Origin of the sequence: Novosphingobium rosa NBRC 15208 (assembly GCF_001598555.1) — a bacterium.
In the GTDB taxonomy this organism is placed as follows: domain Bacteria; phylum Pseudomonadota; class Alphaproteobacteria; order Sphingomonadales; family Sphingomonadaceae; genus Novosphingobium; species Novosphingobium rosa.
The window spans coordinates 1-1,498 of the sequence record NZ_BCZE01000170.1 but is presented as its reverse complement, the minus strand read 5'-3'; the positions used below and the strand labels follow the sequence as shown (position 1 = coordinate 1,498).

Below are 1,498 nucleotides of genomic sequence, written 5' to 3'. Positions count from 1 at the left end.
CTTTCAATTACCCACAAGTGGTTCGGCGGCGAGCTCGACGCCAAGCTGGATATCCATGAGCCGAGACCAACCTCGCCACATGATCATGTTGCCCGGCGGTGGGTCGTGCCGTCGACCAAGATAGCCGCCCAGGCGCGCGATCTCAGTCAGGTACGATGAAATCGACGGCGCGGCTGTAGTCATTCTGCCGGCACGAGCTGCAATTCGATCAATGATCACGATCTCGGTGGCGGTCAGTGCGGACCCGGGATCATCATTGGGTCGCGTTCTGTTCAGCATAGTAAGCCAGAAGATCCGCCAGCCCAGAATACAGAATATGGCGATCAGGTTGACCAGTCGCTCGGCCGCGCGCAGCTTCAGTTTCTCGGCGTTGAAGCCGGACTTGAGAATCTTGAAGAACAGCTCGATCTTCCATCTCATTGCGTACCAGGCCATTTTCTCGATCGCCTCGGCGGCCGTTCCGACAGGAAGATCAGTGAGCAACTTCCAGTCGATCGGTTTGCGTCCTTCGGGAGGGTCGATCTCGATGGCGTGGATCAGGGTCAAGCTGAGTGGTGGGTAGCGCCGCGCTTTGCCAATGGGCGGCAGAACGCCGATGCGCTTGTACTTCAATGCCAGTTTCACCCGGCTCCCGTCGGCGATCTCGAACTGGTGCTGTCCCTCGACAGTGACCTCGGCCATTTCGGCCGACACGGTGTGCTTACCGTCGCCGGCCAGACGATCAACGCAGGTGCGGACGACAAAGTGGGTCCCTAGTTCCTGCGTCGCGCAGTAGAATTCATAGATGTCATTCTCCCGATCGCCAACGTGCACAATGCGGGCGGGGTCTCCCCCGAGCAATGCCGTGGAGCCGCGCATATTTTCGAGCCAGCGGATGCTCTCCTTCGTCTCGATCGGCACTCGGGTCTGGTTGACCTTGCGTTTGAGCGCCAGCAGCCCCTTGAATTGTGCACGGCTCCAGAAGCGGGCAGCCGTCAAGTCGAGGGGGAGGCCTTCTAGCGTGACCGCGAGACTGGCATGCATCATCACACCACACAGCTTGTGCTGGCGCCATCGGCCTTCCTTATCGCGCCCGCTGTTCACATTCTTGGTGTAGCCAATGCTGTCTGGTGCCGAGCGCTGGTAGACGAATTCCGTGGTATCCTGCAGCACTAGCAGGGTGCCCTCGCAAGCCTGCACGACGCGCTGTCGCTTGGAAATGGCCAGCGAGAATATGCTCTTCTGAGGCCGAGCTGTTCGACAAAAAGCGGTATGCCGCTTTGGTGTTTGCCCAGTCTTCGCACGCCAATGGCAGCGGCTGACCTGTCGCGCTGTCCAGGCAGCACATCAGTTTGCGCAGCCGATCGCCAAGCCGAGCGTCGCCGAACCCGGTGATGTCTATTTCTCCGTCGATCCAGGTCTCACCTTCATCTCGGTCGTTCGCCATGGCACGCACCCCGCAGGTTCCGTGCCTGAGCAGGAATCACAGCCGAGTCAGTGGCTTCAACAGCAATGCGCT

2 protein-coding genes are annotated in these 1,498 nt (G+C 59.7%); both read right to left on the bottom strand.

All coding sequences use genetic code 11. The features are described 5' to 3' along the window. Positions 1-3: 3 nt before the first annotated feature. A complete protein-coding gene (locus tag SR3_RS30245; protein ID WP_218018918.1) occupies positions 4-1,152 on the bottom strand; it encodes an IS4 family transposase in 1,149 nt (382 codons plus the stop codon). After that, positions 1,064-1,426: an IS4/Tn5 family transposase DNA-binding protein gene (locus tag SR3_RS32880; RefSeq protein ID WP_218018917.1), complete on the bottom strand. Its 363-nt coding sequence runs from the start codon at positions 1,424-1,426 to the stop codon at positions 1,064-1,066. Before SR3_RS32880 ends, SR3_RS30245 begins: the two co-directional genes overlap by 89 nt. Positions 1,427-1,498: the final 72 nt, after the last annotated feature.